This is a genomic window from Rhizobium sp. FG96 (assembly GCF_057808655.1).
Genome location: NZ_JBMDIL010000010.1, coordinates 140,742 through 163,598, shown reverse-complemented (window position 1 = coordinate 163,598; position 22,857 = coordinate 140,742). Strand labels below are relative to the sequence as shown.

At 62.4% G+C, this 22,857-nt stretch carries 22 protein-coding genes; 7 read left to right on the top strand and 15 right to left on the bottom strand.

Translation table 11 applies throughout. The annotated features are described in order from the left end of the window. Positions 1-42 precede the first annotated feature (42 nt). A complete protein-coding gene (locus ACODR6_RS20535; protein WP_489024057.1) occupies positions 43-720 on the top strand; it encodes a spermidine synthase in 678 nt (225 codons plus the stop codon). Here ACODR6_RS20535 and ACODR6_RS20530 read toward each other — a convergent pair. The 3 genes from ACODR6_RS20530 to ACODR6_RS20520 are packed head-to-tail and all read right to left on the bottom strand — an operon-like array spanning position 717 to position 3,797. Beyond that, positions 717-1,514 (bottom strand): HpcH/HpaI aldolase family protein, encoded by a 798-nt coding sequence (locus ACODR6_RS20530; protein WP_199625330.1) that lies wholly within the window; start codon positions 1,512-1,514, stop codon positions 717-719. The genes ACODR6_RS20535 and ACODR6_RS20530 overlap by 4 nt on opposite strands. Before the next feature lie 18 nt (positions 1,515-1,532). Beyond that, positions 1,533-2,390 (bottom strand): sugar phosphate isomerase/epimerase family protein, encoded by an 858-nt coding sequence (locus tag ACODR6_RS20525; RefSeq protein WP_203430998.1) that lies wholly within the window; start codon positions 2,388-2,390, stop codon positions 1,533-1,535. Positions 2,391-2,429: 39 nt separating this feature from the next. Then, positions 2,430-3,797 (bottom strand): amidase, encoded by a 1,368-nt coding sequence (locus tag ACODR6_RS20520; protein ID WP_489024055.1) that lies wholly within the window; start codon positions 3,795-3,797, stop codon positions 2,430-2,432. 232 nt (positions 3,798-4,029) lie between these two features. Here ACODR6_RS20520 and ACODR6_RS20515 point away from each other — a divergent pair, with 232 nt between their 5' ends. Further along, positions 4,030-4,305: a hypothetical protein gene (locus ACODR6_RS20515; protein ID WP_203431000.1), complete on the top strand. Its 276-nt coding sequence runs from the start codon at positions 4,030-4,032 to the stop codon at positions 4,303-4,305. 61 nt (positions 4,306-4,366) lie between these two features. Next, a complete protein-coding gene (locus ACODR6_RS20510; protein ID WP_489024053.1) occupies positions 4,367-4,804 on the top strand; it encodes a DUF1810 domain-containing protein in 438 nt (145 codons plus the stop codon). Here the strand turns inward: ACODR6_RS20510 and ACODR6_RS20505 are convergent. Together ACODR6_RS20505 and ACODR6_RS20500 are read right to left on the bottom strand one after the other, a co-directional pair. Next, the gene (locus tag ACODR6_RS20505) at positions 4,801-4,989 is read right to left on the bottom strand and encodes a hypothetical protein (protein ID WP_130283726.1); all 189 of its coding nucleotides are present in this window, start codon (positions 4,987-4,989) and stop codon (positions 4,801-4,803) included. The genes ACODR6_RS20510 and ACODR6_RS20505 overlap by 4 nt on opposite strands. Before the next feature lie 75 nt (positions 4,990-5,064). Further along, positions 5,065-5,688 carry a TetR/AcrR family transcriptional regulator gene (locus ACODR6_RS20500; protein ID WP_130283724.1) on the bottom strand — a complete coding sequence of 208 codons (624 nt, stop codon included), beginning with the start codon at positions 5,686-5,688 and terminating at the stop codon, positions 5,065-5,067. Between the two features lie 128 nt (positions 5,689-5,816). Between ACODR6_RS20500 and ACODR6_RS20495 the strand changes: the two genes are divergently transcribed. After that, complete coding sequence (locus ACODR6_RS20495) at positions 5,817-6,035, top strand: hypothetical protein (RefSeq protein WP_112712111.1); 219 nt, start codon at positions 5,817-5,819, stop codon at positions 6,033-6,035. A gap of 79 nt (positions 6,036-6,114) precedes the next feature. Here the strand turns inward: ACODR6_RS20495 and ACODR6_RS20490 are convergent, their stop codons facing one another. Both ACODR6_RS20490 and ACODR6_RS20485 read right to left on the bottom strand, forming a co-directional pair. After that, a complete protein-coding gene (locus ACODR6_RS20490) occupies positions 6,115-7,950 on the bottom strand; it encodes an ABC transporter ATP-binding protein (RefSeq protein WP_489024051.1) in 1,836 nt (611 codons plus the stop codon). Positions 7,951-7,981: 31 nt separating this feature from the next. Next, positions 7,982-9,178, bottom strand: coding sequence for an aminotransferase class V-fold PLP-dependent enzyme (locus ACODR6_RS20485; RefSeq protein WP_489024049.1), 1,197 nt, complete (start codon positions 9,176-9,178; stop codon positions 7,982-7,984). Positions 9,179-9,283: 105 nt separating this feature from the next. On the opposite strand from ACODR6_RS20485, the gene ACODR6_RS20480 reads away from it, so the two are divergent. Next, a complete protein-coding gene (locus ACODR6_RS20480) occupies positions 9,284-10,126 on the top strand; it encodes an IclR family transcriptional regulator (RefSeq protein WP_130283715.1) in 843 nt (280 codons plus the stop codon). A gap of 9 nt (positions 10,127-10,135) precedes the next feature. Here ACODR6_RS20480 and ACODR6_RS20475 read toward each other — a convergent pair whose 3' ends face one another. The 5 genes from ACODR6_RS20475 to ACODR6_RS20455 form a co-directional block, all read right to left on the bottom strand. After that, complete coding sequence (locus ACODR6_RS20475) at positions 10,136-10,648, bottom strand: RidA family protein (protein WP_130283713.1); 513 nt, start codon at positions 10,646-10,648, stop codon at positions 10,136-10,138. Positions 10,649-10,668: 20 nt separating this feature from the next. Then, positions 10,669-11,877 (bottom strand): amidohydrolase/deacetylase family metallohydrolase, encoded by a 1,209-nt coding sequence (locus tag ACODR6_RS20470; RefSeq protein ID WP_489024046.1) that lies wholly within the window; start codon positions 11,875-11,877, stop codon positions 10,669-10,671. Further along, positions 11,878-12,747 carry an ABC transporter permease gene (locus ACODR6_RS20465; RefSeq protein ID WP_489024045.1) on the bottom strand — a complete coding sequence of 290 codons (870 nt, stop codon included), beginning with the start codon at positions 12,745-12,747 and terminating at the stop codon, positions 11,878-11,880. It abuts the gene before it with no gap. Further along, complete coding sequence (locus tag ACODR6_RS20460; RefSeq protein WP_489024043.1) at positions 12,747-13,688, bottom strand: ABC transporter permease; 942 nt, start codon at positions 13,686-13,688, stop codon at positions 12,747-12,749. The genes ACODR6_RS20465 and ACODR6_RS20460 overlap by 1 nt, the downstream gene beginning before the upstream one ends. 76 nt (positions 13,689-13,764) lie before the next feature. Next, complete coding sequence (locus ACODR6_RS20455) at positions 13,765-15,291, bottom strand: ABC transporter substrate-binding protein (protein WP_130283707.1); 1,527 nt, start codon at positions 15,289-15,291, stop codon at positions 13,765-13,767. Positions 15,292-15,499: 208 nt separating this feature from the next. On the opposite strand from ACODR6_RS20455, the gene ACODR6_RS20450 reads away from it, so the two are divergent. Then, entirely contained in the window at positions 15,500-15,991 is a 492-nt protein-coding gene (locus tag ACODR6_RS20450) for a hypothetical protein (protein ID WP_489024041.1), read from the top strand. A 102-nt stretch (positions 15,992-16,093) separates the two neighbouring features. Here the strand turns inward: ACODR6_RS20450 and ACODR6_RS20445 are convergent, their stop codons facing one another. Together ACODR6_RS20445 and ACODR6_RS20440 are read right to left on the bottom strand one after the other, a co-directional pair. Next, a complete protein-coding gene (locus tag ACODR6_RS20445; protein WP_489024039.1) occupies positions 16,094-18,934 on the bottom strand; it encodes an autotransporter outer membrane beta-barrel domain-containing protein in 2,841 nt (946 codons plus the stop codon). A gap of 147 nt (positions 18,935-19,081) precedes the next feature. Continuing rightward, entirely contained in the window at positions 19,082-20,128 is a 1,047-nt protein-coding gene (locus ACODR6_RS20440; protein WP_489024037.1) for a hypothetical protein, read from the bottom strand. A gap of 170 nt (positions 20,129-20,298) precedes the next feature. Here ACODR6_RS20440 and ACODR6_RS20435 point away from each other — a divergent pair, with 170 nt between their 5' ends. After that, positions 20,299-21,951 carry a transcriptional regulator gene (locus ACODR6_RS20435; protein WP_489024035.1) on the top strand — a complete coding sequence of 551 codons (1,653 nt, stop codon included), beginning with the start codon at positions 20,299-20,301 and terminating at the stop codon, positions 21,949-21,951. Between the two features lie 209 nt (positions 21,952-22,160). On the opposite strand, the gene ACODR6_RS20430 is transcribed toward ACODR6_RS20435, so the two are convergent. After that, positions 22,161-22,850 (bottom strand): CBS domain-containing protein, encoded by a 690-nt coding sequence (locus ACODR6_RS20430; RefSeq protein WP_489024033.1) that lies wholly within the window; start codon positions 22,848-22,850, stop codon positions 22,161-22,163. Positions 22,851-22,857 lie beyond the last annotated feature (7 nt).

The following is a 22,857-nucleotide window of genomic DNA, read 5'->3' as shown; positions in this document are numbered from 1 at the left end:
CTTGCCTATGCTAGGGGAGCGGCCGAATAGAAGGCAAACGGCATGCTCCCCTGGATCGAACTCGACAAGGCAACCATTCCCGGCGACGGCGGCGAACTGCGGCTGAAGCAACGCGGCTCGGAATTCTCGATCATGCTCGGCGCCAACGAGCTGATGAATAGCCGTCTCAGCGGTTCGGAAGAGGCGCTTGCCACCCTCTCCTACGAGCGCATCAAGGGCCGCAAGCGGCCGAAGGTGTTGATCGGCGGTCTCGGCATGGGCTTTACGCTCCGGGCAGCGCTCACCGTCCTTCCCGATGATGCCGAAGTGGTGGTGGCCGAGCTTGTCCCGGCTGTCGTCGCCTGGGCACGCGGCCCGATGGCCGAAGTCTTCAAGGGATGCCTCGACGATCCGCGCGTGACGATCTTCGAAGGCGATGTCGGCGAAGCAATCCGCGCCGCGAAGGCCGGGTTCGATGCGATCCTCCTCGATGTCGATAACGGCCCAGATGGCCTGACGCGGAAATCCAACGACCGGCTCTACGATTACGGCGGCATCAACGCCGCCAAGGCCGCACTGCGCGGCGGCGGCGTTCTCGCCGTCTGGTCGTCAGGCCCGGATACGAGCTTTACCCGCCGCCTCAAGGATGGCGGCTTTGCCACCGAAGCGGTCAGCACGCGCGCCGGAAAGGGACGCGGCGCGCGCCATGTCATCTGGCTGGCGGTGAAGCCCGGCCGTTAGCGCTTGAAGCCGTTGCGGGCTGCCGCGATCTCGCGGGCGGCTCCGTTTCGGATCTGCGTGGAATCGCCTGCCGCAATCACCAGATCGCAACCCAGCGTCAGCATTTCGCCGGCGCGAGCGCCGTCGCTGCCGAAAGCGCAGACGAACTTCTTGTGCGCCCGGCAGCGGGCGATCACATGCGACAGCTCCTTGTCGACCTCAGGCGTATCCGGCGCCACCTTGGCTCCATTCGAGAGCGCGATCGACAGGTCCGAAGGACCGACGAAAATGCCGTCGATGCCCTCAACGCCGAGAATGTCGTCGACAGCCTCGAGCGCCGCGCGGGTCTCGACCATGGCGATCGTCACCGTCAGGTCGTTGGCCGTCTTCAGGTATTCGGAAGCCGGAATGCCAACATGGTTGAGCGCCAGGCTCGGGCCCCAGCTGCGCTCGCCGAGCGGCGGATATTTGGTGAAGCTGACGAGTGCTTCGGCATCCGCCTTGGAATTGACCATCGGCGCGATGATGCCTGAGAAACCGGCATCGAGAAGCCGCGAGGCGGCCGAGAAGTCGCCGACCGGAATGCGCGCCAGCGCCGGTTTTCCGGCAACCCGCACCTGGGCGACGGTGGCCGCAGCAGTGCCGAGGTCCCACATGCCGTGCTGCATGTCGAGGACGAGGGAGTCGAAGTCCTCCTGCGCCAGATGATTGACCATCAGCGGCGAGGGAATGCCGATCCAGGCCGAGACCAGGCCGCCATGGCCGCCCTTCCTGATCTTTGCTGCGAAGCCGTCGATTGGCGATGGGGCGCTCATGTCATGTCTCCTTGCATTTCAAGCGATTGCGCGTTGGCGCGTTTCCAAGAAGTCCTCGATAAAGGCCTTCTGCAAAAGGATGCCGTCCCACTCGTCGGCGAAGAAGGGCGAGTCGTAGATCAGCGTGAAGGGGCCGGCATAACCGGCGGCACGGCAGGCTTCCAGGCACTTGCCGTAGTCATCGGCATCGAGGCCCGATGCGCTGTAATCGGCCTTGGCGTGGCAAAGCTCGGCGCGGCCCATGATATCGGCGAGACCGGCATATTTCGCAGGCGCCGACCAGTTGCCGAGATCGCCGTTGAGGCCGATCTTGCCTTCGAGGCCATCGAGCAGCCAGTTCATCTGCTCGGGTGCCGGCAGCAGGTCGAACCAGTTCTCGACGACGACGCGGATACCGCTGCCTTCGGCCTGCGTGGCCAGCCATGTCAGGTTCGTCAGCGCGCGCTGCAGGCTCTCTTGCGACGGCTTCTGCTTGCCGGCGATGACGCGCATGTTCTCCGCTCCGAGCGCCTTGGCGATCTCGATCCAGCCGGCGATCCAGCGGATATCGCGCTCGCCGGTTTCGGGATGGCTCGGGTCGCCGTCTTCGACGAGCAGCGTCTGGAACAAGACGCCCGATGCCTTCATCGCGGCGCGGAACTCGGCGAGATAGGTCGGATCGAGGCTCGGCAGGTGGAAGGAGCAGAGCTCCAGACGGTAGATACCGCGCTCGGCAAGCTGCTTCGGCAGCTCGATCAGCGAGGCGCCGCCAGCGCCGTATTGTTCTTGGCGGAAGGCACTCTTTGCCGGATCCGGACTGTAGGGATAGGTCGGCCCGAGCAGGCGGTGTAGCGACCAGGTGGAGACCGCGAAGCGGCCGTTCGGCAATGACGTCATTATCTTACTCCTCCGATTTCAGATAACTTTCGGGCCGTCTCAGAACCCCTCCTGCACCACCGGCTCGATCGCCAGCGCCGCCGAAAGCAGCGCTTCGTCGCGGTTTGCAGGCGCCGAGAGCAGGAAGCCGACGGGCATATCGGCATCGCCGCGGCCACAGGGCATAGAGACGCCGCACCAGTCCAGGAAATTGCCGAGTAACGTGTTGCGAAGCGTCTTGCCGTTGGTCGCGATGAACAGATCGTCGTCCTGTTCCAGCGGCGCGATCGGCGGGGCAACGTGGGCGACGGCAGGAAAGGCCAGAAGACGGTTGCCGATCAGGGATTCAGAGGCGGCGATCATCTTGGCCCGCGCCTCCAGGATCGCCACGTAATCGGCCATGCTGGTGCGCTCGCCAAGCCGGGTTCGCAACACGACGCGATGGTCCATGCCATTGGCCTCGGGGCCGGAAAGGCGCGCGCGATGAAGCGCAAAGGCTTCCGCCGAGGCCAGCGGACCATGTTTCGCCATCAGCGCGATGATCTCGTCGAAGACCGGCATTGCGATCCTGGTGAATTTCACGCCGCCGCGCGAAAGCCGTTCGACGCTCGCCTCGAAGGCCGCAACCACGCCCGGTTCGGCACCGTCGAACACGATGTTTTCGGGAATGACGATCTCCAGGCCGTCAACGCCACGGCGGCGGACTTCGGACGCCGTTCGCCCGCGCATTGCCGCGTCGATCCAGACGGCATCCTGCACGGTGCGGCAGAGAGGCCCCAGCGAATCCAGGCTCTTGGCCAGCGGAAACACGCCATCCATATCGTAGCGTCCGCGCGTCGCCTTGTAGCCGGTAATGCCGTTCAGCGCGGCGGGGATGCGGACGGAGCCGCCGGTATCCGTACCCATCGCCACCGGCACCAGACCGGCGGCAACGGCCGCGCCTGCGCCGGACGACGAACCGCCCGGTATGCGCGGCTGGTCCTTGCCGTGGGGATTTTTCGGTGTTCCGTAATGCGGGTTGATGCCGAGGCCGGAGAAGGCGAACTCGCTCATGTTCGTGCGACCAAGGGCGATTATCCCCGCCTGCTTCAGCGCCGTGACGATTGCCGCGTCGTTCTTTGCCGGCGGCGCATCGGCGAGAACCGTCGAGCCTGCCGTCGTCGCCATGCCCTCGATGTCGAAGAGATCCTTCCAGGCGATCGGGATGCCATCGAGCACGCCGAGCGAACGGCCCTGCTTAACGCGCGCGGCCGACGCCTTGGCTTCGGCAAGGGCGCGATCCTCGGTCAGCGAGATGAAGATCGCCTGATCCGGATAGGATTTGATGCCTGAAAGGATCGATTCCGTCACTTCGACGGGATCCGCTTCACCGCTTTGAATAAGGACAGAAAGCTGCGCAATGGACATTGCGCCATATGATTTGGTCATGGAGAAAATCCGCAATCTCTGCTGGCTCAAAGACCTACCGCGGATCGCCCGTCATCGCCAGTACCGGATCGGGCAATAACGTCTATTGATGTCATTTTCTGAACACTGCGTTTGCCAAGCGACGGCTTAAATTTGATGAGGCGGCTACATAAATGTGTGGCGCACGCGGGCTCCCACCTGCTGTGAGCGGTGGCTCATATCAGGTCTCGCGGCAATATTCGGAGTTCATGCCATGACCAATTTTGACAGTTTTAGCGCCGGCGACGGCGAGCAGGATTATGCCGAACATGTGAAGGCCCAGCGGCTTTCCGGCATAGAGCGGCTCGTTGTCGTCGCAGCGATCGCGCTCCTTGCGATCGTCGGCCTTACCGGCCATTTCACCACACCGGCCGCAACCGACCCGGTGACGACCTCGGCAATTGCCGCGCCGGTCACTTCCGTTCCACACCCTCATCACCATCTCGATTCCTGCCGCGAATACAGCCCCTACGCGGAAAAAGGCTGCTGACGGCAGCGACATGGAAATCCACGCGGCCTCCCATATCTTCCCCGCATAAGGGAGGCGCCCCATGCCCAGTGATCTCAATTTCGATCTCGACCGTTTCATCGACGCGCAGAACGGCATCTACGGCCAGGCTCTGTCGGAGCTGAAGGCCGGCCGCAAGCGATCGCACTGGATGTGGTTCATCTTCCCGCAAATCGCGGGCCTCGGAACATCGTCGATGGCGGAGAAATACGCCATCCGTTCCGCCGAGGAAGCCGCCGCATATCTCGCCGATCCGATTCTCGGAACGCGGCTGCTTCGCTGTGTCGATGCGATGCTCTCGGTCAATGATCGCAGCGCACACGACATTCTGGGCTCGCCCGACGACCTGAAGTTCCGGTCGTCGCTCACGCTCTTTGCAGCAATCAGCGACCACGGGTCGCCCTTTCACCGGGCGATCGACAAATATTATGCGGGGGAATTCGACAAACGCACCGTCGAGCTTCTGGACGCCGCCAACTAGCGGCTAGGGGAATGTTCCAGATTGTCGATTTCCTGGGTGACTTCGCTGAGGCGCTGGCGCAGATCGGCTTCGGTGCCGTCTTCGACCTCTTCGTCGCCGAAACAGTCGCGCGCTTCATGAAGCTCGAGCTTGGCTTCCAGCTCGGCGCGCTTGGCATACAGGCGATGGAGGTAAGTGTAGTTCATCTCACTGCCACGGGTACTTCCTGACCAGGAAGGTAACGCGTCGCCGCCACGGAGGTTCCACGGCGGCGCTGCGCTTTAGCAGTAGGAAGCGATTGCAGCACTGGCCGCCTTGGCAAAATGGCTGCAGCAACCGCCACTGCCCATTGCCTGGCGCGTCACGCGCGCACCTTCGAGAAGAAGCGTGAGCGTATCGGCCAGGAGCTGCGGCTCGCTGGCACCGGCTGCAGCGCAGAGGGCAACGAGGCGGTGGCGCTGATCGGCCTTGTGGCGCTCGATGACGCCATAGGCCGGATGGCCCTCGCCCTTCAACTCGATCGCCGCATTGGCAAGATCGCAGCCCGCCGGCTCGCCGTTCAGACAGTGCGCGCGGCCTTCGACCCAGGCATCGAGCTGAGCGCGCGGATTGCCGGGATGAGCCGTCTCCAGATCACGCCAGATCTGCTCGGCCTTTTCCGATGCCCGCCGCAGGGTTTCACAGATCAGCTCGTCCTTGGAGCCGAAGTGCCTGTAGAGGGTCATCTTGTTGGTAAGCGCAGCATCGGCAATGGCGTCGACGCCAATGCCACGGATGCCGTGCTCGCGGAAAAGCTCCGAAGCGGTCGAAACGATACGCTCCCGCGGGGGAATCTTTTCGTCTGTCATGCCCTGGGAGATTTCATTCGAAGTTTCTGATTTTTTTGAGGACGAAGTCCTTGACATCGATGTGACCGATCGGTAACAAATGCATTGTTACTTACCGGTAACACCGCTGATCGCCAAAGTCAATGCCGAGAGGGCAGGCTGCGACAGCGGAACACGGGCAGCTGCCCACGAAAGGAGGACTTACCATGACACAGAACAGAGACCTGACCATTTCCGAAGCTCTTCGCGACCCGATGATCGCCATGGTGATGCGCGCCGATGGCGTCAAGCTTGAAGACTTCAAGCAACTCCTTGAGACGGCAGCCCGCAAACGCGAGGCCAGCACCTCGAAGGTAGGCAATTTCATCAACGCCATCGCCAACCGGGCAAAAAGCAACCCGCCCTCCGCTTGCTGCTTCGGTTGACCTCCGGGGATGTTCCCTGCCCCCGTGCGAAAGCCGCCGCAATCCCCCATGCGGCGGCTTTTGCTGTTTTTGGGATTTGTTAGACAGCCACCAAGTGCCCCGGTGACACTTCCCGGTACTCAAGCGGTTTGATCGCATAGTCGACCGGCCGGATCGGGCTCCTCAGCTCGTCGTTAGCCGCCGCCCGCTTCTCGCGCCGGCGATCCGGATCGGGAACCGGCACGGCCGACATCAGCTTCCTGGTATAGTCGTGCTGCGGATTGCCGAAGACGGCGGCGCGTGGCCCGATTTCGACGATCTCGCCGAGATACATGACGGCGACACGGTGACTGACGCGCTCGACGACGGCCATGTCGTGGGAGATGAACAGGAAGGCGAGGTTCAGGCTCTGCTGCAGGTCGAGCATCAGGTTGATCACCTGCGCCTTGATCGAGACGTCGAGCGCAGAAACGCTCTCATCGGCGACGATCACCTTCGGCTCCAGGGCAAGCGCGCGGGCGATGCAGATGCGCTGGCGCTGGCCGCCGGAGAACTCGTGCGGGAAGCGGGAGGCCATGTCCGGCGTCAGGCCGACCTTGGTCAGAAGATCGGCGACGCGTTCCTTCGCCTGCTTTGCGGTCCCCATCCTGTGTTCGAGATAGGGCTCGGCAATGGCGTCACCGACGCGGATGCGCGGGTTGAGGCTGGCGAAGGGATCCTGGAAGATCATCTGCACCGTCTTGCGCATCTCGCGCATGCCCGCCTTGTCGAGCGCCAGCACATCCTTGCCGTCGGCGATAACAGAACCGCTCTGCGCCTCGATCAGCCGCATGATGGCGCGGCCGGTCGTCGACTTGCCGCAGCCGGATTCGCCGACCAGCGACAGCGTCTCGCCGGCGTGGAGATCGAAGGAGACATTCTCGACGGCATGGACGCGGCCGGTCAGCTTGCCGAACAGGCCGGAATGGATGTCGAAGCGCTTGGTGAGGTTCCTGACCTCCAGAACCGGACGGGCGGTCGAAGCAACGGTATCGGCCGTTTCGACCGGCTTGTCGGATTCGCCGGTCGCGGTGTTGACGACGGGAAAGCGCAGCGGCCGCTCGTAGCCGGTCATCGATCCCAGAACCGGGACGGCCGAAAGCAGTGCACGCGTATAAGGGTGTTTGCCGCGATGGAAGATATCGGCGGTCTCGCCGGTCTCCACCTGCTCGCCGCGATACATGACGACAGTGCGGTCGGCGATTTCGGCGACCACGCCCATGTCGTGGGTGATGAAGAGAACCGAGGTGCCCTCCTCTTCCTGCAGCATCTTGATGAGGTCGAGGATCTGCCCCTGGATGGTCACGTCGAGCGCCGTCGTCGGCTCGTCGGCGATCAGCAGCTTCGGGCGCGAGGCCAGCGCCATGGCAATCATCACACGCTGGCGCATGCCGCCGGAAAAGCGATGCGGGTATTCATCGAAACGCGAAGCGGCCGAGGGAATGCGGACCTTCTCCAGCAGGCGGATGGTCTCGGCGCGTGCCTCGGCTTTCGACATCGGCCTATGGCAGAGCAGCGCCTCGGAGATCTGGTCGCCGATCGTGAACAGCGGATTGAGCGAGGTCATCGGCTCCTGGAAGATCATCGCGACATCATTGCCGCGGACCTTGCGCATCTGCTCTTCGGGAAGAGCAAGCAGATCGCGGCCGCCGAGCATGATCTTGCCCTCGATGTGGCTGGAATCGGCCTGCAGCAGGCGCATGATCGACAGCGAGGTGACGCTCTTGCCCGAGCCACTCTCGCCGACGATCGCCACCGTCTCGCCCGGAGCGACATCGAAGGAGACATCGCGCACGACAGGCTTCCAGGTGCCATCGACGAGAAACGATGTCGTCAGATTCCGGACGGAGAGAACCGGTTCTGCCGCCGCGGTGGTTTGTGCCTGAATGCCTGCCATGATCGCCTCCTTCAGAATTGCAGCTCTCGGATCAATCCGGCCAGCGCAGGGCGCCGTCGAAGCGGTGCTTGCTGCGGTTCTCGATCGGCGTCGCGATGATCTCGTTGGAGGCGCGCGCCTTGTCGAGTTCCTCGCCAATACGGCTGGCGACGATCTTTTCCTGGCCCGGATGCAGGTTGCAGGGATCGAGGTAGAAATAGTGATGCTCGACCTCGTGATCGCGCACGATGATCGGCGGCGTGCCGCGCGCCAGCGCATCAGCGAGATCCCAGGCGGTAATGTGGGCTTCATCGGCCTTGATGATGACGCGCATGCGGTCGAGCGGGTTGTTGGTCGGGTCGGGCTCGATCAGGGCGGTGACGCCGGCGCGGCCGTCCAGCGTCTGCTTCCAGAGATTGAGATAGCCCGTCTCACGCTCGCGGATGCCGGCGTGATCGCGCTTCTCCCAGGCCTCCAGCGCCGCCATGACGCCGAAGATGCTTTCCTTGCCGACCTTCATGCCGCGGCCGATGCCCATGTTCTGCAGGAAGGCGTTGCGCACCAGTTCCTTCTTGCCGGCGACGATGCCCGAGGTCGGGCCGGCCAGGAACTTGTGGCCGGAATAAAGCGCGATATCGGCCCCCTGCTCCAGGAAAATCTTCAGATCATATTCCGAAGCCGCATCGACGATGACGGGCACGCCCTTGGCGTGGGCGATCTCGACGAATTCCTTGAGGTTCAGCAGGCCGTAATCGACGACATGATGCGAGACGACATAGACGGCGGCCGCCGTCTTTTCGGTGATCGCGTTTTCCATGTGGAAGCGATGCGTCGAGGTGGCCTGCCCGACGAGCACGACCTTGCCACCGGCCAGACGGATCGCCTGATCGACGGGCGCGCCGTAGCTGACGACGTGGCCCATCTGCACGAGAACTTCGTTCTTGTCGGTGATGACTTCAGGAAGCTTTTCGATCGCCAGCAGATTGTTGCCGGTGATGGTGCCGGCGACCGCCAGCGAAATGCCTGCAGAGCAGGACGCGGTGACGAAACCGGCCTCGCCGCCCGTCAACCGGGCAATGACGGCGCTCGCCTTGCGCTGCAGATCGTTGACCTCGACGAATTGCGGCAGGATCGACGACATGGCGGCGATCGCCTCGGGAACGACGATCGATGCGCCGAGGCTGGTCATGGTGCCGGAAACGTTGATGACCGGGCGAAGGCCGATCGACGGGCGGATGTCATCAGACATTGTTGTCTCCAATTTCGAGTGCCTGGTCACATGGGGTGTTGCGATTTGCCTCAGTGACGGCTATGCCATAGTAATGTAATAAACTCGCATCTGCATACGAGGGACGTGGAATTGGACGGCAAGACATCATCTCCGGTTTACTCCGAAGACAACACCTCCGCCGAAGAGACCGGCAGCGAAAAGACCGCTCGCCGCTCGCGCGTGAGCGGTATCGACCGTGCTCTGCAGGTGATTGATTACCTTTACGAAACCGGATCGCCCGCGGGTGTCTACGCGATCGCCAAGGCGGTCAAGGCGCCGCTGTCGACAGTCTATGTGATCGTCGACGATCTGGTCGAGAAGAACATGCTGACGCGCAATACGGATGGCTCCGTCTGGCTTGGACCGCGGCTCTATCACTACGGCCTGGCCTATGCCCGCTCGCTGGATTTCATGAGCGTCGCCACCCATGAAATGCACGATCTCTGCCGCGAAGCCGGCGAGACCGTGCAGGTCTGCGGCCGCGACGGCGATTACATGCTGGTGCTGGCCATGGCCGACGGCCCGAGCCATTTCCAGGTGGCATCGCGCGTCGGAACGCGGGTGCCGCTGAACTGGACGGCGTCCGGCCGCCTGCTGGCCGGCCACCTGCCGGAGGCCGAGCGTGTCGAGCTCTTCAAGCGCTGCGCCAAGACCTCGCCGACGGGACGCGCCGAGATGGATGCCGAAGTGCTGTCGAGCTCGGCGGGCGCCGCTTTCGACGCGCGCCTGTCGATCCAGGCCGGTGAATCGGACTATGCGGTTGCCTGCATCGCCTCGCCGATCTGCGACCGTGACGGCGAGTGCGTTGCGACCATCTCCATCGTTCTTCCCGAACAGAAGGCCTTTTCGGACGAGAACCGCTACACGGCGCATGTGCGCGCGTCGGCGGAACGCATCGAAAAGATCATGGGCTGGCGCAACCACTGACATCCTCCTCTAGTCGCGCAGGGCGACGATCGCTTCGATCTCGACGGTGATGTTGCCGGGCAGAGAGCCGAAGCCGACCGCCGAGCGCGCATGCTGGCCTGCCTCTTCGCCGAAAACGTCGTTGAAGAGGTCGGAGCAGCCGTTGATAACGCTCGGGTGATCGAGGAAGTCAGGCACGGCATTGACCATGCCGAGCAGCTTGACGACGCGCTTGACGCGCGAGAGATCGCCTAGCGCGTCCTGCATGACGGCGAGCAGGTTGATGCCCGTCAACCGCGCATGCTTGTAGGCATCCTCGACGCCGACAGTGCCGCCGACCTTGCCGGTGTGCAGAAAGCCATCGGCTTCCCGCGGCCCCTGGCCGGAGAGATAGAGAATATTGCCCTCGATGACATGCGTCACGAAGTTGGCGATCGGCGGCGGCGCCGGCGGCAGGGCGATGCCGAGCGCGGCCAGCCTTTCGGCAGGCGTGCCCGAGATCTTGGCGGTAGCGGGAGACGTGTTCACGTAGGCTCCTGTCATGCGATTTCTGTTTTCTTCTCTTAGCGGTAGGAATAGCCGTGGCTGTGACGAACCAGCCTGCGGGCGCGGGGGATGTAACGGCTGGCGGTGATTGCCTCGCTGCCGATGACGGCGTAGCGCGGCTCGAACAGCTTGTTGAGCACCGAGACGTCGCCGTTGGAATCGGTCGCCTCGATGTCGGAATCGATCAGATCGAAGATGGTGAAATCGGCGCGCTGGCCGACGGCCAGGCGGTTTTCCATCGACAGCTTGATGACCGATGCCGGGTGATGGGTGACGGCTTCGACGACCTTGTCGAAGGGCATGCCGACCGAGAGCAGCTTCGACATCGTCGTCGCCAGATCCCAGACCGGGAAGTTCATCGAGTGGCCGTGCAGGTCGGTCGAGATCGAGAACGGCAACAGGCCGCGATTGATCGCCGCTTCCGCCACCTTGAAGGAGAAGGAGGCGCCGCCATGGCCGATATCGAGGCGGATGCCCTCGCCGGCGCAGCGTTCGGCCAGATTGAAGAGATCCTCGTCTTCCATGATGCTCGAACCCGCCTTGCCGTTGAAGCAATGGGTGACGACGTCGCCGGGACCGAGAATTTCCAAGACCTCGTCATAGAGCGCCGGCGGCTCGCCAACATGGACCATCATCGGGATCTTCAGGATCTTCGAGATCTTCTTGCCGAGCTTGACAGGGGTCACGCCCCAGGAACCAGTGATGACGTGGCTGGCGCGCACCTTCAGGCCGACAATATGCTCGCTGTTTTCGGCATAGCATTCGAGGATGCGATCGAGATCGATATCCTTGATGTCACGCAGTTCGGTCACGCGGTTGCAGGCGACGAGGCCGATGGACCCGAGGTTCAGGAACGCCTTGATGCGCTCTCTGGATGGCTCGATGATGTACTCGCGGAAACCGTGGAAATTGGCTTCGCCGGCGGATCCCGCATCGACGAGCGTGGTAACGCCGCGCTCGGCGCCGCATTCCGACGGGCGGATCGAGATATCGGTGCCGCCATGCCAGATATGGACGTGCAGGTCGACCCAGCCGGGCGAAATCCAGGCGCCCTTGCCATCGACGCGCGTCACATCATCGCCAACGGCGAGCTGCGGCCCGATCTTGGCGATCTTTCCCTCGCCATCGACAAGGATATCGACGGCGCCAGCAGGCGTATCGGCGCCAAATGCCATCGGCTTCACATTGGTGAGGAGGAGCGGCTTGGCCGCTTTATCACCGGTCATTTACAAGTCCTTTCGAAGTTTGGGATCGAGCATGTCGCGCAGACCGTCGCCGACCATCTGGAGCGAGAGCACGGAGAGAATGATGGCGACACCCGGAAACAGCGTCATCCAGTCGGCCTGGCCGATATATTGCCGGCCGGCCGCAATCATGGTTCCCCAGGTCGGGATTTCCGGGCTGACGCCGAGGCCGAGGAAGGAGAGCCCGGCCTCGGCGAGCATGGCGCTGGCAAACAGGAAGGTCGCCTGCACCAGGATCGGCGACAGGAGGTTCCTCAGCACATGGCGCGTCATGATGTGGAAGGTGGAAATGCCCAACGCTTGGGCCGCCTCGACATAAGGCAGCTCGCGGATGACTAGCGTCGAGGCGCGGACGATGCGAGCAAGACGCGGTGCATAGACGATAGACAGCGCGACGATGACCGTTGTCAGCGATGGGCCGAGTGCCGCGACCAGCGCGATCGCGAGCAGAATGTCGGGGAAGGCCATCATCGCATCGATCAGGCGGGCGATCGGCGTATCGAGCTTCTTGAAGAAGCCGGCGAGCAGGCCGAGCGTCACGCCGATCACCGCCGACAGGGCGACTACTGCCGCACCGACCAGCAGCGACAGGCGCCCGGCAAAGATGGTGCGCGACAGTACATCGCGGCCGAACTCGTCGGTGCCGAAGAAATAGGTTCCACTCGGCGGCTTCAGCCGGTTGACGATCGAAAGCTTCGACGGCGAATAGGGCGCAACCCATGGCGCGAAGATCGCCAGCAGCACGAAGATGACGAGGATGAGGACGCCAAAGGCCACCGTCTTGCGCTTCAGGAAGCGGCGGATGAACTTGCGGCCTTCGCTTTCGGCCGAGTTGATCGCGATATCGCTCATCAGTAGCGCACCCTCGGATCGACCAGCAGATAAAGCATGTCGATCGCAAAATTGATCAGGACGTAGAGCGCAGCAATGACCAGCAGCGCGCCCTGGATCACCGGATAGTCGCGGCGCAGAACCGCCGAGACGACGAGATTGCCGACGCCTGGGAGACCGAAGACGGTCTCGGTCACCACTGCGCCGGAGATCAGCACGGCAGCCGTCAGGCCAAGCACGGTCAGGATCGGGATCAGCGCGTTCTTCAGGGCATGCTTGAGGATCACCTTGCGCTCGATCAGGCCCTTGGCACGCGCCGTACGGATGTAATCGTCGCCGAGCACATCCAGCATCGAGGCGCGGGTAAAGCGCAGGATCAGCGCCGAGGAGACGATGCCGAGCGCGAAGGCGGGCAGCGTCAGGTGATACATCCGGTCGAGAAATGTCGAGCCCGGACCGCCATAGCCCGAGACCGGAAACATGCCGAAGCGGACGGCGAAGACCTGCATCAGGATCAGGCCGAGCCAGAAGCTCGGGATGCTCGCCGCAAACATCGCCAGCGTCGTTGCCGCCTGGTCGACGAAGGAGCCGCGGCGGTACGCTGCGTAGATGCCGATCGGCAGGGCGATGATGCTGGCGATGGCGAGCGAAAAGATCGTCAGGAAGAAGGTCGGTTCGGCGCGATCGAGAAGTGCCGAGGTGACCGGCATGTTCAGGAAGATCGACTGGCCGAGGTCACCCCTCAGGAGCTGGCCGACATAATAGATGTATTGGACGCCGAGAGACCGGTCGAGGCCGAGACTGGCGCGCAGATCGGCAATATCCTGCGACGTTGCATCGGGGCCGAGCATGACGGCCGCCGGATCGCCCGGCGTGACGCGCACGATGACGAAGACAATCGTGACGACAAGGAACATCACGACGATCATGCCCGCAAGGCGCTGGAGGATGTAGCGTATCATGGATCCGTCTCTGTGCCGCCAGGCACGATGGAAGAAGGATACCGGCGCGAACGCACCGGTATCCTGCGATGGGTCGTTACTTCTTGATGGACGCGTTCCAGAAGTACGGCCACGGAGCCGGATCGACGCCTTCGAGCTTGTTCGACTTCGCCGAAACAGCGTTGAAATCACCGATCTTCATGTAGGGCAGCTCGTCATACATCGCCTTCTGAACATCGGCCCAGAGCGCGATGCGCTTCTGCGGATCGACTTCCGAGGTGAAGGCATCGACGGTCGCCTTGCGTGCCGGCGTATCCCACCAGCCGGGCGAGCTCGGCGAGAGCGAACCGATCAGCGCCGGCTCGGGCAGGAACGGGCTGTGGGTGATATAGATGTCCCACAGCTTGGCGTCGGTGCGGCGCTGTGTCAGCGTTGCCCAGTCGACGACCTGCAGGTCGACGGTGAAGCCCGCCATCTTCAGGTATTCGGCGGCAACCTGCGCCATCTTGTAATGGAACTCGTACTGGCGGCTGGTCAGGATGCGGATCGGCTCGCCGTTGTAGCCTGCCGCCTTGGCGGCCGTGGCAGCGCCTTCCGGATCGGCGACGTTGTAATTTCCTTCGACGCCTGCATCGGTATTCCAGGCGAAGGGCTTCGGATAGATGTCGCCGTCGAGCGTGTAGAAATCCGTGCTGCCGAAGGCCGCTGCCAGCATGTCTTCCATGCTGAGCGCCTGGCGGATCGCCTTGCGGACCTCGACATTCTTGGCAATGCCTTCCTTGGTATTGAAGACGAAGACCGGATAGCCGAAGGGCTTCAGGATGACCGGCTGCGAGGCGCTCGATCCCTTCAGCTTGTCGAAGGATTCGACCGGGATGGAATCGACATAATCATACTGTCCGGAGACGGCCGCCTCGACGCGGGTATTGGCATCAGGAACCGGCACGAAGCGGATTTCGTCGAGATACTGGTGGCGGGCGCCGCCATAACCGTTGCTCTCGCCATCACGCGACTTGTAGCCGTCGAAGCGCACGAGCTGGATATACTGGTCCGCCTTGCGTTCCTTGAGCATGTAGGGGCCGGTACCGATGAATTCCTTCATCGGCTCGTCCTGCTTTTCGGACGGAATGATGATGGCGGCTGAATTGTTGAAGGCGAGCAGCGAGGTCAGCGGCGCATAGGGCTGCTTCAGCGTGATCTTGACGGTCGCCGGATCGACGGCGGCGATGGAATCGATGAAGCCCGCGACCTGCTTGCCGCGCGAAGCGATCTTCGTCCAGCGATTGAGCGAGGCGACGACGTCATCGGAGGTCATGTCCGTATTGTCGTGGAACTTGATGCCGGTACGCAGCTTGATCGTATAGGTCTTACCGTCGGCGCTGATTTCCGGCAGGCTCTCGGCCAGCAGCGGCGTGACGTTCCAGCTCTTGTCGAACGTATAGAGCGTTTCGAAAATGTGCTGCGTGACGATGCCGACCAGATCGGCGGTCGAGGACATCGGATCGAGCGTCGGCGGCTCGCCGATCGTCGCGACGTTGATGACGCCACCCTTTTCCTGAGCCATCATCGTTGTCGGCAGAGCGACCAGCGCAGTGCCGAGAAGGAAAGCGACAAGAGTCTTCATTTCATGCTCCCGGTTTGTTGTTCCGCAATTATGTTATATCAGGCTTTATAATAGAATATCTGCGGAAGTGGTCCTGTCAACCGGGAAAGTGGCTCTATGAGCAGAAATGAAAAGAGTCCGCTTATGGACGGAGATGCCGGGCATCGCCCCTCTTGCGCCGAGGGGAGCGCCATGCGATTGCGCGGCAGCATTTGAAGGCGGACGAGCTATGACACCATCCCGATATTCCGATTTTGCCGAGGACATGAAGGCCCGTTTGGCCGATCTTCACGAGCGCGGAGACCGCTACCAGACCTTCGATCTGCATGTGGAACTCGCCATGGGCTCAAATCTGCTCGTCTATGAAATGCGCAAGCAGAAGGGGCAGATCGATACGATGGCCTATGCCCGCACGGCCGATGGCGACCGACCGGTTTCGCCCGCGGCCGCCTATGAGCGCGTCCTGTCGTTTCTGGCGATGCAGCACCATATCGCGCTGTCGGGCGAGCCGATGATCAAGCTGCACGAGGACTATCCGCATGCGGTGATCAATGTCGAACTGCGAGCGAAGGGCGCGCCGTCGAAGAGCTCCACCAGGATGATCCTCGTCGGCGTCGACGATGCCGAAGATGCCGGGCGCTATGTGGCGGCGAGCGGAGAGCCGCGCGGGCTCGTCAGCAGCAGGCCCTATGCCTCGAAGCGGCTCTGGGAATGGAAATGAGACGCCCGCGCGCGATGGCCCGGCCACGCAGCGCATAGAAAAACCGAAGAGCGGATCTTGCCGATCCGCTCTTCGAGAACATGCAGATGCTTCAGGCCGATCTCAGAATTCGACCTTCACGCCCGCATTTGCCGACCAGGAGTTGACCTCGCTGGTATAGGTCCCGAGCGTGACGCCGCTATAGAGCGTCGTCTGCGGGTTGACCTGCAATTCACCCGACAGTCCGAAACGGCCGCCGACAAGGTTGCGGTCGCTGATGGCGGAGACCATGAAGTCCGTGCCGCTCAGGCTGGCGTTCAGGCCGGAAGCCCCGAGGTTCAGCGTATCGACGAGGGCAGCGCTCAGCGAGACATTCGCCACCATGCCGTTCGTCAGCTTCGTCTGGTTGGTCAGCTTGCCTTCCAGAATGCCTTCGAGCGTGTGTGAAGTACGGTCGTCGTAGGAGATGTTCTGCGTCGAGCCGGTTTCGGAATAGCCCTGATAGAAGCCTGCCGTGTAGCGCAGCCGTGCCGCCGGGGTGAAGGTCCAGCCCGGAGCGACCTCATGCTTCTGCGAGATGGCGATCTCCGGCGAGACGTACCAGCCGGCGAACGAGCCGCGGGCCGGATCGGAGCCGAAGATCTCGCGGCGGCTGTCATTCTCGATACCGCCGGCCACCAGCGAGCTATCGAGCGTCACGCCGCTGAAATCGTTGCGCATGTAGACGCCGCCGAAGCCGGTATTGCCGGCCGTCTGGCCGGAGCCGTCGTCGGCGCGGTTGATGATGCGGCCGTAACCGGCGAGCACGCCGAAGCGGCCGTCGTCGAACTGGCGGTCGACACCAGCGGCAACGCCGTAATTGCTGGAGCGCGTGTCGTTATCGTTGTCGAAGGTCTGCCCGCCAAAGGCGCGCATCCAGAACAGGTTGCCGAAGCGGTCGACAGCCGTGCCCTCGCCAAGCTTCTGAACGGCGGCTGCTGAACCCGTCGGCTTCTTTTCCTCGGCATAGCCGAGAGCGCTGGTGCCCGACGATCCGCTATCGCCGCCTGCGGAAGAACCGACATCGATATTGAGGATCGAGCCGATGACATTGCCGACGGAATTCGTATAGCCGCGAACTGCCGCATCCATCGATGAAGCGCCGGGATCGACGACCTCGAGCCTGCCGTTATTGCTATTCGAATCCACGGAGACGATCAGCGATTGGCGAGAGTTGTTCAGGCTGATCTGGTTGAGCGCCGTCTCGTAATTGTCAACGGCGAGAGAATAGCTGCCGGAACCGAAGTTCGTAGCGTTGTTCTCGGTGGAGTCATAATCCACCGCGCCCTTGATGACCGAGCCCGGCAGAAGGTTCAGCGTGTTTCCGTCAGAGCTAAACCGGATGGAGTTCACGCCGCCGGAGATCGTGCCGCTATTGGTGATGGTTGTGGAACTGGAGGCGAGAATACCGTACGTGCCGCCGGAAATCGTGCCGCTATTGTCAATGGTCATAGCGCCACCGTTGGCGGAAATGATCGCGTTCAGGTCTGCCGAAATTGTGCCGCTGTTGCTGATCGAGGCGGAAGTATTGGATGTTGAGATCACCCCCGTCTGTCCAGTGATCGTGCCGCTGTTCACCAGCGAAAACTCCCCGGTAGAGGCCGCATATACGCCTTGGAAGTCGCCCGCGATCCGACCGCTATTGTTTACGCTGATTTCATCGGAGTAACCTATAGCCAGGGCCTGCACGCCGGCAATCGAACCGCTATTGGCAATCCTTAGAGTTTCTCCGTCATAAGCCTGAACACCACCATCAATCACACCGGAGTTTGCGAGATCAAGGCTGGTGTTGCTGGACCAAATGCCATAGCCGTAGCCGTAGCCGGAAATCGTCCCGGTATTGGTCACCCTCGCAACAGACTCGTCGCCATTCAGGAAGAGACCGTAATAGTCGCCGGAAATCTTACCGCTGTTGACGATCGTGGCGTTGTCGACACGTTGAAGGCTTACGCCGTAAAGATAGCTGATGCCGCCGGCTGCATAGATATTGCCGCTGTTCTCGAGCGAAAATTCTGCTTGTACGTCTTCGGCATAGATCCCGTTCTGGGCACCGGAGATCGTTCCGCTGTTCTGAATGGAAATGCTTTGCCCGTTGATGTCGGCAAGGTTGATTCCGGAATTCGTTTCGCCCGAAATCGTGCCGATATTGGTGATGGCGATCGTCGAATCATCCCATCCGCCCGAGTCGATATTCAGGCCGTTGTAAGCGCCCGAGATCGTACCGCTGTTGGAAATGACGCCGCCTTCAATGCGATAGAGATCGATGCCTGTGCCGGCGACGCTCGACACCGTGCCACTATTGGTGATCGCGATATCGAAGGTGTTATATGCATAGATACCGGCACTGCTGCCGGCGTAATGACTAGCGAAATTGTCAGCCCCCGTACTGGCAATCGTGCCGCTATTGCTGATCGAGAAATCGAAGACATATCCAAAACCGACACCGAAATCATGGCCGCTGATCGTACCGGCATTGTTGATCACCGTCCCATCAGGCTCCGAACCGTCGCCCGGAATGCTCGTGACGGAGATGCCTGCCGAGCCGGATACGCCATCAGTGCCGGAAATCGTGGCACCGGCAGCATTGGTGATAGTGTTGTTGCTAGACCGGTCGATCATCACGCCAGACCAGTTACCGGAGATCTCGCCGCCAGCCAGGTTGCTAATCGAGATACCGTCGGAAGAGGGAGCGACGTGGACCGCCGCCTCAGGCGAAGAGATCGCGCCCGAATTCTCGACGGTACAGTCAGTCTGGTCGGCAATGACATTGCCGGATACAACGCAATCCGCCGCCATCGCGCTATTCACCGGCATCGTCGCAAAAAGTGCAACCGACGAAACGCCTGCCAAGAACACCGTCGTTAAGGCGCGATTGCATCCGTCGCGAATTACCTGGCCGCCTTCGCTCAGAGTAGAGTTGCTCATTTTCAAAATCCTCTGTCGCGGGCGAAATTCAGGGCCCGCAGTCCTGTCCAATCGAGTCGGCGCTCTGGTGAACGCCTTGTATGAAAAAGCAAATCTCATGGCGGCCCGGCTTCGACAACGGATGCGTCAAAAATGGACGGTGGCGCCTCATGACGCCTCCGCCCTGACCGCCAAAGCCCTGGAAAAGGCGTCGTCCAGAATGGATAGTTTGGTCGCCTGCGCTTGCGCATACTGCCTGCGGAAATCGTGCGAGATCCAGAGAGGCGAGCGCCCGCGCAAGCCGCTCCAGCCGACGCCTCCCGCAGCCTCGGCCGCCGAAAGCTTGCGGCTGACATGCGCACGCGACAGACCGGCGAAGCTCGCGAGAGAGGAGATGGAGGTGATATCCGTCTCGTATCGATCGAATGTCGCAGGGATCGTCACGTCGATGCCGCCGAAGAGCCGGTCCATGATCAGGCCACCGGCATCGACACGCGAAAACGTGGCATAGAGCGGGCCCGAGTTGCGGATCCCCGGAGCCGCCAGCAGGCTGTCGGCCACATCCGGCTGCATCTGCAACAGCAGATTGTCGGCATCGGCGCTGAACAAGCTGGCGCGGCTACCGCCGTCGATGACATCGAGCGCTTCGAAATGCAGGCCATACCAATGGGCGAGCATGCCGATGACTTTCGGCGACGGTACGAACCGGTGATGGCCGCCGGGCCGGCGCAGCGTCACCAGCCGGACGAAATCGTATTTCAGCGCCTCGTCGATGAAGGCATGCACGGTGTTGCGGCTGGCGATCGCGTAGCGGTCCGACATCTCCACCAGAACGGGCCGCGTCAGACCGCGGCCGATGCCACCCGTCCTGAAATGCTCCCCGAGCGCCGCATGGCAGAGCAGCCAGCGCTGTTCGGTCGCAAACAGCGCGGCAATGCGCGGCTCCGCCTGATGCGTCGCGACGAAAGCCTGCGCCAGACGCTGCAGCGCCTCGGAAAAGACCGGATCGAAGGGATCGAGGGCCGCCATCGTCTGGCCATCATGCCGGACGACGTCCGGCTCAAGCGCCCGCGCTGCAGAAGAATTGTAATGCAGGCCCATCATCCCTTCGCGTCTTCGTTTGAAACCGCCAGGCGATTTGCGCGAGCGGCCACCCGCCGCTTCGTTCAAGGCGTTCGCTGCCGGCAGGGTCGATGCAGTTGATAGGCGAGCCACTGCGGGAGGTCCTGAATGGGACTGGTGGGGTTCTGAAAAACTTCTGAATTTTTCTGAATGCGCAGCAGGAGCCGAACTCTCCCGATGATGGCCGCCAGTACGAGTTGACGGCTGAGCTCCACCTTTCCTATGTAGGGGCTCATGTCGCGGCCGCTTCACGGTAGGATCGGGTGTTTCGTTTTACTGAATTTGCTTTCGATCCGCATCGCGCCGAGCTCCTGCGCCCCGACGGACAGACGATACGCCTACGGCCGCAGGCGAGCGCGCTGCTGCAGTTTTTCATCGACAACAACAAGCGCATCCTCAGCAAACATGACCTGATGGAAGCGGGCTGGCCCGGCATTCACGTCGCCGAAGACAGCCTGTTTCAATGCATCAGGGAAATCCGCAAGGCACTCGGAGACGAGGCGCGGCAGACGCTGAGGGTCGTCTCGCGCCGCGGCTATATTCTCTCGGCGACCGCAATCTCCGATGGGCTGGAAGCAGCACCCGATGGCGGCGATGCGGATCGGCTCCCCTCCCCGCGTAGAGCAGCCTCCAGGCCTTTCGTCTCGCGGACAAAGCTTCTATCGGGCGCCTTCATCGTCATCGTCGCGCTGGCAGGATTGACCTATCGCTTCATCGCAAGCGACCAGACGCAGCCGTCGTCCCCGCCCGTGATCGACATCTTGCCGATCGCCGATCTGACCGACGATCCGCAGAGCGGAGCGATGATCCGCGGCATCACCAACCAACTGCTGGACGGGCTCGCCCGCACCGGCGGCGTGCAGGTGAGACCGCCGGAGCTCGCGTCCTCCGGCGGCCGTGATCCACACCCCGGTTTCCAGCTGCAGCAGGAGCTTGAACGCAGCGCTCAGGCATGGACGCTCCGAACGCGGATCATCGATGCCTCGACCCGCGAAATTCGCTTTTCGAGCGAAGCTGCGCTTGACGCTGATGTTACCGATGAGGCACTCGGCCAGACCCGGCTTGCGGCGAGCGCCGGTTACGCCATCGCCACCTGGCTCGATCAGCAGAGGGAAGCTCCTTTCAGAAAGAGCCCTGACGCGGCCAACGCGGCGATCGAGCAGGCGATCAGCTCGATCAACCAGACGACCAAGGAGCGGTTCGCGACCGCGCGCTCGATCCTCGAAACCTATCTCGCCCAGCAGCCCGACAATGTCGATCTGCAGGTCGCGCTTGCCGCCCTGCATCTGCGCGGCATCCAGCTCTCATGGTACGGCGAGGCAGAGAAGGCAAAAAAGGAAGAGGATGCCCGCGCGCTGATCGAGAACGCGCTGAAGAGCCGCCCGATGTCGGCCAATGTGCTCGGCACCTATTGCCGCTTCCTTGCGGCAACGAACGCGTTTTCCGAGGCGCTGGTCGCCTGCGCGCGTGACCTGGACCTCAATCCGTGGGACGGCGGAGCGCTCTTCAATCTGGGGCTGACGCAGATCCAGCTCGGCCGCTTCGAGGATGCGCTCTCGACCTTCGAGCGGGCCGACCGCTTCAATACGCCCGATGTCTCCCGCTGGACCTGGCTGCTTGGCGCCGGCTGGGCAAACGTGATGCTCGAGCGCGACGAGGAAGCCCTGACCTGGCTGCAGCGTGCCATCGCCATCACCCCGGGCACCGGGCGGGCGCATATGCTGCTCGCCGTTGCCTATCAAAGGCTCGGCCGCACCGCGGATGCGAAGAATGCGCTTGCCCAGGCTCTCAAGCTCCGCCCGGGCTCGACCGCCAGCAACATCTCGCTTCCTGCAGAAAATGTCAGCCAGATCTATCTCGACAAGCGCCAGGAGATCAGCAACATCCTCATCGAACTCGGGCTGCCGCCTGGCTGAAATTGCGGGATTTTGATCTCGATCAAGGAAGCCGGTGCCCGAGCAGCTAGGTTTGTCTCGCGGGCCGGGAGCGCCCGCGTCAAGTGGGGCAACTTGACAGAGGCTTGGCCGGTCCAGGGGCATGGCGCCGGGCAAGCCTCCGCGTCCCCGCTCTCCTTCCCTGCGCAACGCGAAAACGATGAAGCGGCGCAATCGCCTGCTTCACCGCCCTACATGATCGCAAGCTCGGCTTCCGCCTTCGCCATTTCCACGCGTAGCTGATCCCGGTAGCCGCCAAGCCCGAGGGCTTCGACGAGGGTGCGGACGGCCTTGCGTTTCAGGTCGGATTCCACCTGTCCCTCCAGCGTCACCTGGCCGTTACGCACGGACACCTGCACCTTCTGCGGCGTCAGGCCGAGATCGGAACGCAGCCGCGTGCGCACCGCGAGACGGATCGCCTCGTCCTCGCGCGGCAGCGCCGTTGTCGAGGCGTCGAGGATCATGCCGAGGATATCGCTGCGGCTGACGATGCCGACCAACCTGCCGTCTTCGACGATCGGCAGCCGCTTGATACGATGCGCCTGCAGGCTTTCGGCGATATCGGCCACCTCGCTGTCGGGGCGGGCAACGATGACATCCTCAGACATCACATCCCTGACCGACCAGCCATGGCTGGCGATATAGCGTTCTAGATCGGTCTCGGACATCACTTCCGCAGTCCGCGCCATGCGCGGCGAAACGCGGATCTCCCGGCGCAGCAGCAGATCGCCCTCGGTCAGCATGCCGCAGACCCGGCCTTCGTCATCGACGACAGGAAGACCGCTGACCCGCTTCTGCATCATGACGGCCACGGCGTGACGGATGCCGACTGCCGGGCTGATCGACACCACGTCTGTGGTCATAATGTCCTTTGCCTGCATGCCGGTG

What these genes read in the sequence shown, in the direction of transcription:
- ACODR6_RS20535 (WP_489024057.1), top strand. Translation starts at nt 43, where the DNA reads ATGCTCCCCTGGATCGAACTCGACAAGGCAACCATTCCCGGCGACGGC.
- ACODR6_RS20530 (WP_199625330.1), bottom strand. Translation starts at nt 1,514, where the DNA reads ATGAGCGCCCCATCGCCAATCGACGGCTTCGCAGCAAAGATCAGGAAG.
- ACODR6_RS20525 (WP_203430998.1), bottom strand. Translation starts at nt 2,390, where the DNA reads ATGACGTCATTGCCGAACGGCCGCTTCGCGGTCTCCACCTGGTCGCTA.
- ACODR6_RS20520 (WP_489024055.1), bottom strand. Translation starts at nt 3,797, where the DNA reads ATGACCAAATCATATGGCGCAATGTCCATTGCGCAGCTTTCTGTCCTT.
- ACODR6_RS20515 (WP_203431000.1), top strand. Translation starts at nt 4,030, where the DNA reads ATGACCAATTTTGACAGTTTTAGCGCCGGCGACGGCGAGCAGGATTAT.
- ACODR6_RS20510 (WP_489024053.1), top strand. Translation starts at nt 4,367, where the DNA reads ATGCCCAGTGATCTCAATTTCGATCTCGACCGTTTCATCGACGCGCAG.
- ACODR6_RS20505 (WP_130283726.1), bottom strand. Translation starts at nt 4,989, where the DNA reads ATGAACTACACTTACCTCCATCGCCTGTATGCCAAGCGCGCCGAGCTG.
- ACODR6_RS20500 (WP_130283724.1), bottom strand. Translation starts at nt 5,688, where the DNA reads ATGTCAAGGACTTCGTCCTCAAAAAAATCAGAAACTTCGAATGAAATC.
- ACODR6_RS20495 (WP_112712111.1), top strand. Translation starts at nt 5,817, where the DNA reads ATGACACAGAACAGAGACCTGACCATTTCCGAAGCTCTTCGCGACCCG.
- ACODR6_RS20490 (WP_489024051.1), bottom strand. Translation starts at nt 7,950, where the DNA reads ATGGCAGGCATTCAGGCACAAACCACCGCGGCGGCAGAACCGGTTCTC.
- ACODR6_RS20485 (WP_489024049.1), bottom strand. Translation starts at nt 9,178, where the DNA reads ATGTCTGATGACATCCGCCCGTCGATCGGCCTTCGCCCGGTCATCAAC.
- ACODR6_RS20475 (WP_130283713.1), bottom strand. Translation starts at nt 10,648, where the DNA reads ATGACAGGAGCCTACGTGAACACGTCTCCCGCTACCGCCAAGATCTCG.
- ACODR6_RS20470 (WP_489024046.1), bottom strand. Translation starts at nt 11,877, where the DNA reads ATGACCGGTGATAAAGCGGCCAAGCCGCTCCTCCTCACCAATGTGAAG.
- ACODR6_RS20465 (WP_489024045.1), bottom strand. Translation starts at nt 12,747, where the DNA reads ATGAGCGATATCGCGATCAACTCGGCCGAAAGCGAAGGCCGCAAGTTC.
- ACODR6_RS20460 (WP_489024043.1), bottom strand. Translation starts at nt 13,688, where the DNA reads ATGATACGCTACATCCTCCAGCGCCTTGCGGGCATGATCGTCGTGATG.
- ACODR6_RS20455 (WP_130283707.1), bottom strand. Translation starts at nt 15,291, where the DNA reads ATGAAGACTCTTGTCGCTTTCCTTCTCGGCACTGCGCTGGTCGCTCTG.
- ACODR6_RS20450 (WP_489024041.1), top strand. Translation starts at nt 15,500, where the DNA reads ATGACACCATCCCGATATTCCGATTTTGCCGAGGACATGAAGGCCCGT.
- ACODR6_RS20445 (WP_489024039.1), bottom strand. Translation starts at nt 18,934, where the DNA reads ATGAGCAACTCTACTCTGAGCGAAGGCGGCCAGGTAATTCGCGACGGA.
- ACODR6_RS20430 (WP_489024033.1), bottom strand. Translation starts at nt 22,850, where the DNA reads ATGCAGGCAAAGGACATTATGACCACAGACGTGGTGTCGATCAGCCCG.